General features: G+C 58.9%; 7 protein-coding genes. 4 read left to right on the top strand and 3 right to left on the bottom strand.

The annotated features are described in order from the left end of the window. Positions 1-201: ATP-dependent Clp protease proteolytic subunit (locus NW856_RS10315; protein WP_414400146.1), on the top strand; the 201-nt coding region annotated here is incomplete at its 5' end. Between the two features lie 107 nt (positions 202-308). Further along, entirely contained in the window at positions 309-614 is a 306-nt protein-coding gene (locus tag NW856_RS10310; RefSeq protein ID WP_414400144.1) for a hypothetical protein, read from the top strand. Positions 615-628: 14 nt separating this feature from the next. Here NW856_RS10310 and NW856_RS10305 read toward each other — a convergent pair whose 3' ends face one another. Further along, positions 629-1,240 (bottom strand): chromophore lyase CpcT/CpeT, encoded by a 612-nt coding sequence (locus NW856_RS10305; RefSeq protein ID WP_414400142.1) that lies wholly within the window; start codon positions 1,238-1,240, stop codon positions 629-631. An 8-nt stretch (positions 1,241-1,248) separates the two neighbouring features. Between NW856_RS10305 and NW856_RS10300 the strand changes: the two genes are divergently transcribed. After that, the gene (locus NW856_RS10300) at positions 1,249-2,643 is read left to right on the top strand and encodes a malic enzyme-like NAD(P)-binding protein (protein ID WP_414374233.1); all 1,395 of its coding nucleotides are present in this window, start codon (positions 1,249-1,251) and stop codon (positions 2,641-2,643) included. Positions 2,644-2,650: 7 nt separating this feature from the next. On the opposite strand, the gene NW856_RS10295 is transcribed toward NW856_RS10300, so the two are convergent. Together NW856_RS10295 and NW856_RS10290 are read right to left on the bottom strand one after the other, a co-directional pair. After that, positions 2,651-3,691, bottom strand: a complete 1,041-nt coding sequence (locus NW856_RS10295; RefSeq protein ID WP_414358327.1) for an ABC transporter ATP-binding protein — start codon at positions 3,689-3,691, stop codon at positions 2,651-2,653. Next, a complete protein-coding gene (locus NW856_RS10290) occupies positions 3,684-4,727 on the bottom strand; it encodes an ABC transporter ATP-binding protein (protein ID WP_414400141.1) in 1,044 nt (347 codons plus the stop codon). Before NW856_RS10290 ends, NW856_RS10295 begins: the two co-directional genes overlap by 8 nt. A gap of 527 nt (positions 4,728-5,254) precedes the next feature. On the opposite strand from NW856_RS10290, the gene NW856_RS10285 reads away from it, so the two are divergent. Continuing rightward, the coding region (locus NW856_RS10285) for a peptide ABC transporter substrate-binding protein (RefSeq protein WP_414400139.1) at positions 5,255-6,735 on the top strand (1,481 nt) is incomplete at its 3' end.

Raw genomic sequence — 6,735 nt, 5'->3', positions numbered from 1 at the left:
AGCGACATTGAAATTCGCGCCCGCGAAACTCTGCGAGTCAAACGACGCATGAACGAGATCTTGGCGCAAACCACCGGCCAACCGCTGGAGAAAATCGAGCGGGATGTGGAGCGAGACTTTTACCTCTCGGCCACAGAAGCTCAGGCTTACGGCATCGTGGATCGGGTGATCCAAGAGCGCTCGGAAGCCATGGCCAGCTAAAGGGATCCCCCCCTTTCCCCCAGCAACAGGTCGAGGGGTTGGGAAAGGTTGGGAGGGATCCCTTCAAGGGGTGGAGTTCAGTGGACAACGCTAGGAGAACCGGTCGGATGGGCCAACGGCTCTGGAGTGCAGGACTGGGCTGCTGCGCGGGTCTGCTGCTGCTTTGGCCGGAAGCTTGGGCACTGCCCCCTGCCGATGAGATCCCGGAAGAGGTGTTGCGGGCCCAGCCCGACTTGCGGGCTCGCTCTCCGGTCGATAATCAGCCCCTCACCGCCGCCGAGGCTCTGGAACTCCAGGAAGCCTTGGCAGCTCGGCCCGAAACCGGATCCGTCTCCCCCGAGGTGGAACGGCTGATCTTTTTGCTCAGGCTGCGCAAAGGATTTCGAGATCTGTTGCCTTTTTTGTTCCCCTGACTGTTTTCTGGCCCTCACCCCCTGTCCCTCTCTCCCCAAGGGCGAGGGGAAGAGGCCGGTGGGATCCCTTTTTGGTAACGGTAGGGTCCGGCGCGGGATCCCCAGGTTTGTTGGCCAGTGGCGGCGTCAAAGCCCCGATCCCAGGTGATGAATTCGCTGGGGGTGAGGTCGAACTCGATGTGGATATAGGTGCTATCCCCGGGGTTCAGACGACATTCTCCACCTGGCAGCATTTCGCCGTGGTAGCAGTCTGGGCGCTTTTCCACCAAAATGCGACAACCGGGCAAATGCTCCAGGTCGGCCAAGGAGAGCTGCGCCAAGCGCTGCGGATCCTGAGAGGCACCTGCCCAAGCTGCTTGATCCCGCAATTTGTAGTTCTCGATCCGCAAGGGATCCCCCAATACCTGGAGCACCCGGCTGCGATAAAACTGGCCCGGCGTGTGCTGGTTAAATTGCTCGGTAAAAAAGCCGATCCCCTCCGAGAACAGGTGGGGAAGGCGCACGTACCAAAGGCTGACCGGCACAAACCACACCGGCTCTGCCATCGCCTGGGTGCGGTTGCTGTAGTAGCCCTCCAGCCAGTTGGCCAGGGTGTGCAAGTCGGAAGCGGATTTTTCGTCTACCATAGGGAGCTATGACAAAACTTACCCCCAGCTCTAGCTATAGCATTGCCCTGCGCATTCGCCTGCTCAACCAGCCGGGAGCCCTAGCCCGCGTCACCCAGGCCATTGCGGAAGTGGGAGGCAGCCTCAGCCAGATCGATCTCATCCACCAATCGGCAGCAGAAACGGTGCGAGAAATCTGTGTAGATGCCGTCAGCAGCGAGCATGCTCAGCAAATTTACGCCGCCGTTGCCTCCTTGGCCAATGTGAAAGTGGAGCGGGTGGTAGATCGCACCTTTGAGCTGCACCGCGGGGGAAAGCTGCAGGTGGTGGCCAAAAGCCCCCTGGAGAGCGCCGCCGATCTGGCCATGGCCTACACGCCGGGGGTGGGGCGGGTTTCCCTAGAAATTGCTGCCAACCCCGCCGCGGTCTATGAGTACACCATCAAGGGCAACAGTGTAGGCATTGTAACCGATGGCAGTGCGGTGCTGGGCTTGGGGAATGTCGGCCCGGAGGCAGCTTTGCCGGTGATGGAGGGGAAGGCGGCGCTGTTCAAGCGCTTTGCCGATATCGATGCCTTTCCTCTGTGCCTGGCCACTCAGGAGGTGGGGGAAATTGTAGAGACGGTGGTGCGCCTGGCGCCGGGATTTGGCGGCTTTAACCTGGAAGACATCAGCGCCCCTCGCTGCTTTGCCATTGAGTCTCAGCTCAAGGCCCGCCTCAACCTGCCGGTGTTTCACGACGATCAGCACGGCACCGCCATTGTGGTGCTGGCGGCGCTGCTGAATGCCCTGAAAGTGGTGAAAAAGAGCCTAGACGAGGTGCGCATTGTCCTCAACGGGGCCGGGGCAGCCGGCATTGCCGTGACGCAACTGCTGCGGCGGGCCGGGGCAGCCCACATCCTGGTCTGCGACCGCCAAGGGATCCTCAGCCGCTCCCGTTCCGATCTCACCCCCGAGAAGGCGGCCATTGCCGTCGAGGAGAAGGGATCCCTGGCGGAAGCCTTGGTGGGAGCGGATGTGTTTATTGGGGTGAGCGTGGCCAATGCCCTGACAGTGGAGATGGTAGAAAAAATGGCACCGGATCCCATCGTCTTTGCCCTGGCCAACCCGGTGCCCGAGATCCAGCCGGAGCTGGTGGGCAATCGGGTGGCAGTGATGGCCACGGGCCGCAGCGACTACCCCAACCAAATCAACAACGTGCTGGCCTTTCCGGGCGTGTTTCGCGGCGCCCTCGACTGCCGCGCCAAGCAGATCAACACCGAGATGTGCCTGGCTGCCGCTCAAGCCATTGCTGCCTTGATCCCACCTGAGGATTTGGATCCCCAGTGGATCATCCCCTCGGTCTTCGACGGGCGGGTGGTTCCTCAGGTGGCCGCTGCGGTAATCCAGGCTGCCCGCCAAACCGGCGTGGCCGGGATCCCTTGAGGGCTACCTAGGGCACCAGGTGACAAGCCACAAAATGCCCCGCGCTCACCTCGCGAAATGCCGGGGGTGGATCTTGACGGCACGCCTCTGTTACCCAAGGGCAGCGGGTGTGGAAGTTGCATCCTTTGGGCGGGTTGACCGGGCTAGGCACATCGCCCTTGAGGATGATCCGCTTGCGCCTGGCTTCCACTTCCGGGTCGGGAATGGGAACTGCCGAGAGCAGTGCCTGGGTATAGGGATGGAGAGGATTTTGGTAAATCTCGTCGCGATCCGCCAGCTCCACCACCTTGCCCAAGTACATCACCGCCACCCGGTCGGAAATGTGGCGCACCACGCTCAGGTCATGGGCGATGAACAGATAGGTGAGGCCGAACTGCTCTTGCAAAGACTGCAGCAAGTTAATCACCTGGGCCTGAATCGACACGTCCAAAGCCGAGATCGGCTCATCACAGACAATAAAATCCGGCTTCAAAGCCAAGGCACGGGCAATGACAATCCGCTGCCGTTGCCCGCCCGAAAACTCGTGGGGATAGCGGTTGACAAAGTTGGCATTGAGGCCGACCACCTCCAGCAGCTCCCTGACCCGCTCCTGCTGCGCTTTGCCCCCGGCCACCCTAAAGACTGTCAGGGGCTCCCCCACAATTGCCCCCACCGTCTGGCGGGGATTCAGAGCGGCATAGGGATCCTGAAACACCATCTGCATGCGTTGCCGCATGCGGCGCAGCTCTTCCGGGCTGAGCTGGGTCAGATCGACACCCCCAAAATACACGTTCCCGGCGGTGGGCCGATATAACTGCAAAATGGCTCGCCCAAGGGTGCTCTTGCCACAGCCCGATTCTCCCACCAGCCCCAGGGTTTCTCCCCGCCGCACCGCAAAACTCACCCCATCCACCGCCTTGACGGATCCCACCTGTCGTTGCAGGATTAGCCCCCGCCGAATGGGAAAATGCACTTTTAGGTTTTCGACGCGCACCAAGGTGGCTTGGCCGGTCTCAGGTGGGCAAGCATCGACAGAGGCGCTGGCCGGGAAAGAAGGGGGGTCAACCATGGGCCGTCCTCTCCAGCGATTCACCGTCCCCGCCGACACCGGCCACTGACCGCAGATGGGCTTTTCCTTCCGGCTTTACCCAGCAAGCCACCGCATGCTGGGATCCAACGGACTCCAGCTCTGGATTTTCGCTCCAGCAGCGGTCGATGACGAAGCGACAACGGGCCGCAAACGGACAACCCTTGGGATAGTTGACCAAATCCGGGGGCATGCCCTCAATGGGCTGCAGCTTTTCGCGGCGGCGCTCATCCAGGCGGGGGATGCTCTGCAGCAGGCCGATGGTGTAGGGATGACGGGGATTTTTGTAAAGCTGGTGCAACGGAGCTTCTTCCACAATCTGGCCGGCGTACATAACCAAGATCCGGTCGGCCAGGCCCGCCAAAAAGGCCAAATCATGGGTAATCCAGATAATCGCCATGCCGATCTCCTCGCGCAAGGCTTTGATCAACTCCACAATCTGGGCTTGGATCGTCACATCCAAGGCGGTGGTGGGCTCATCGGCAATCAACAGCTTTGGGCGGCAGGACAGGCCCATGGCAATCATCACCCGCTGCCGCATCCCCCCGGAGAATTGGTGGGGATAGTGATCCACCCGCTCGGCTGCTGCCGGGATCCCAACCATTTGTAACAGTTCAATAGTCCGCTGCCGTGCTTGGGCAGGAGTCATGCCCAGGTGCAACTGCAGAGCCTCGGCAATTTGTTGGCCCACTGGCAAGACAGGGTTCAAGGAGGTCATGGGGTCTTGAAAGATCATGGCGATCTGGTTGCCCCGGATGCGCCGCATTTCCGATTCTTTCAGCTTGAGCAGGTCTTGGCCGGCAAACAGCACCTCGCCCCCCACAATTTTGCCCGGCGGTGTTGGGATCAGCCGCATCACCGAGAGCATGGTGACACTTTTGCCGGATCCCGATTCCCCCACAATGCCCAGAGTTTCCCCCTCGTCCACGTGAAAGCTGGAACCGTTGACGGCCTTCACCACTCCATCCTGGGTATAGAACCGCGTTTCCAGCCGCCATACTTCTAACAATCGCGCCATGCTCCTGGGATCCTTGTCACCGCTACAGCAAAGGAAAAGGATTTCCCCTTATATGGCGAATTTTTCCAGAAAAATCCAGCATCCCTTAGAACCATTTAGACACAAACCAATTCAAGCTCAATCCCGACCGAGTTCAAGTCCAACCCTAAAGAGGAGCAGCACCTAAGGGTTGACGAAACCCTGCCACCATTCTTGCTCATCTCTACAGACATTTGCGTATCCATTTGCACCAAACGGGGGAACCCCATTCCCAGCAATCCAACCCTCTAGGGCTCTGCAAGCGGGATCTGGCAATACTGTGTAACGAATTACAGAAAAATCCCGTCCATCTGCTACCTTGCTGAAACCTAAACCTAAAAGAGGTCTTGATTGAGGCAAACCCTCATCCAACAAAGTTGACCTCAATCGGACCGCCGGGGGGGAACCTTACCCGGTTCTTGCCAGTCAAAGGCTGAAAATCTCTGGGATGACTTGGAGGCCATAGCGCCAGTCCCCTAGCTGAGTCTGTTTACAAGAGGTAAGTGTAAATGTCTTTTCATCCTTTCCAACGTCTGAGACTGCGGTTGGTCAAGCTGCGGCTGTGGTTGATTCCCCTGTTTGTGGTGGGAGGGTTGCTGGTTCACCAGCATTGGATACCCGTCCAGGCCCAAGCCGACGACACCCTGCGGTTGCTGTACTGGCAAGCGCCAACTCTGCTTAACCCTCACCTCTCCACAGGAACCAAAGACTTTGAAGCCAGCCGCTTGGTCTATGAGCCTCTGGCCAGCTTTGATGCCCGTGGTGAAATGGTGCCTTTTTTGGCAGCAGAAATCCCCAGCATTGAAAACGGCGGCGTTGCCAAAGATCTGACCTCTGTCACCTGGAAGTTGAAGAGCGGGGTCACTTGGGCGGATGGAGAACCCTTCACCGCTGAAGATGTGGTCTTCACCTACGAGTACGTTTCCAACCCAGAAGTGGGGGCGATTACCTCCGAATACTATGCCGATGTTGCCTCGGTGGAAGCTGTGGATCCGACCACGGTGAAAATCACCTTCAAAAAGCCGACGGTGGCTTGGTTTGTGCCCTTTGTCGGCAGCAACGGCATGATCATTCCCAAACATATCTTCAAAGACTACAACGGCCCTAACTCCCGCGAGGCCCCTGCCAACCTGGCCCCCATTGGCACTGGCCCCTACATTACCGAAGAGGTGAGGCCAGGGGATGTGATCGTCTATGTGGCCAACAAGAACTTTCGGGAAGAGGGCAAGCCCTTCTTCAAGCGCGTGGAATTGAAGGGAGGTGGAGATGCCACCTCTGCGGCACGGGCGGTGCTGCAAACCGGCGATGCCGACTATGCCTGGAACACCCAGGTAGAAGCTGCAGTGCTCGCTCAGCTAGAGGCTACAGGCATTGGTCGGGTCATTCCCAAGCCTGGCCCGAGCATGGAGCGGATCGTTATCAATTTCTCCGACCCCAACGTAGAGAAAGACGGGCAACGCTCCCACAAGGATGTGCCCCATCCGTTCCTGACGGACTTGAACGTGCGCAAAGCCCTGAGCCTGGCTGTGGATCGGCAAACCATCGCCGATCAGATCTACGGCGTGGCCGGTACCCCCACCAATGACTACGTGTTATCTCCCGAAAACCTGCGGGCCAACGCTCCCTGGGAATTCAACCTGGAGAAAGCTGCAGCGCTGCTGGATGAAGCCGGTTGGGTAGATAGCAACAACAACGGCATTCGGGACAAAGGTGGTGTAGAGATGCGCATGGTTTTCCAAACCTCTGTTAACCCGGTGCGCCAGAAAACTCAGGAGATCATCAAGCAAGACTTCAGCAAGATCGGCATCGACCTGGAGCTGAAGAGCATCGATGCCAGCATCTTCTTCGACAGCGAACCCAACAACCCCGACAACCTGGGCCACTTCTACGCTGACCTACAGATGTACACCACTGGCAACGATAACCCGGATCCGACGAGTTACCTGCGCCGTTACCTTTGCGAGGAGATTGCCCAGAAAGAAAACAACTG

The organism is Synechococcus sp. R3-13 (assembly GCF_047462195.1).
Lineage (GTDB): Bacteria > Cyanobacteriota > Cyanobacteriia > Thermostichales > Thermostichaceae > Thermostichus.
Note: the sequence above shows the minus strand (reverse complement) of the source record. Positions and strands in the feature narration are given on the sequence as shown.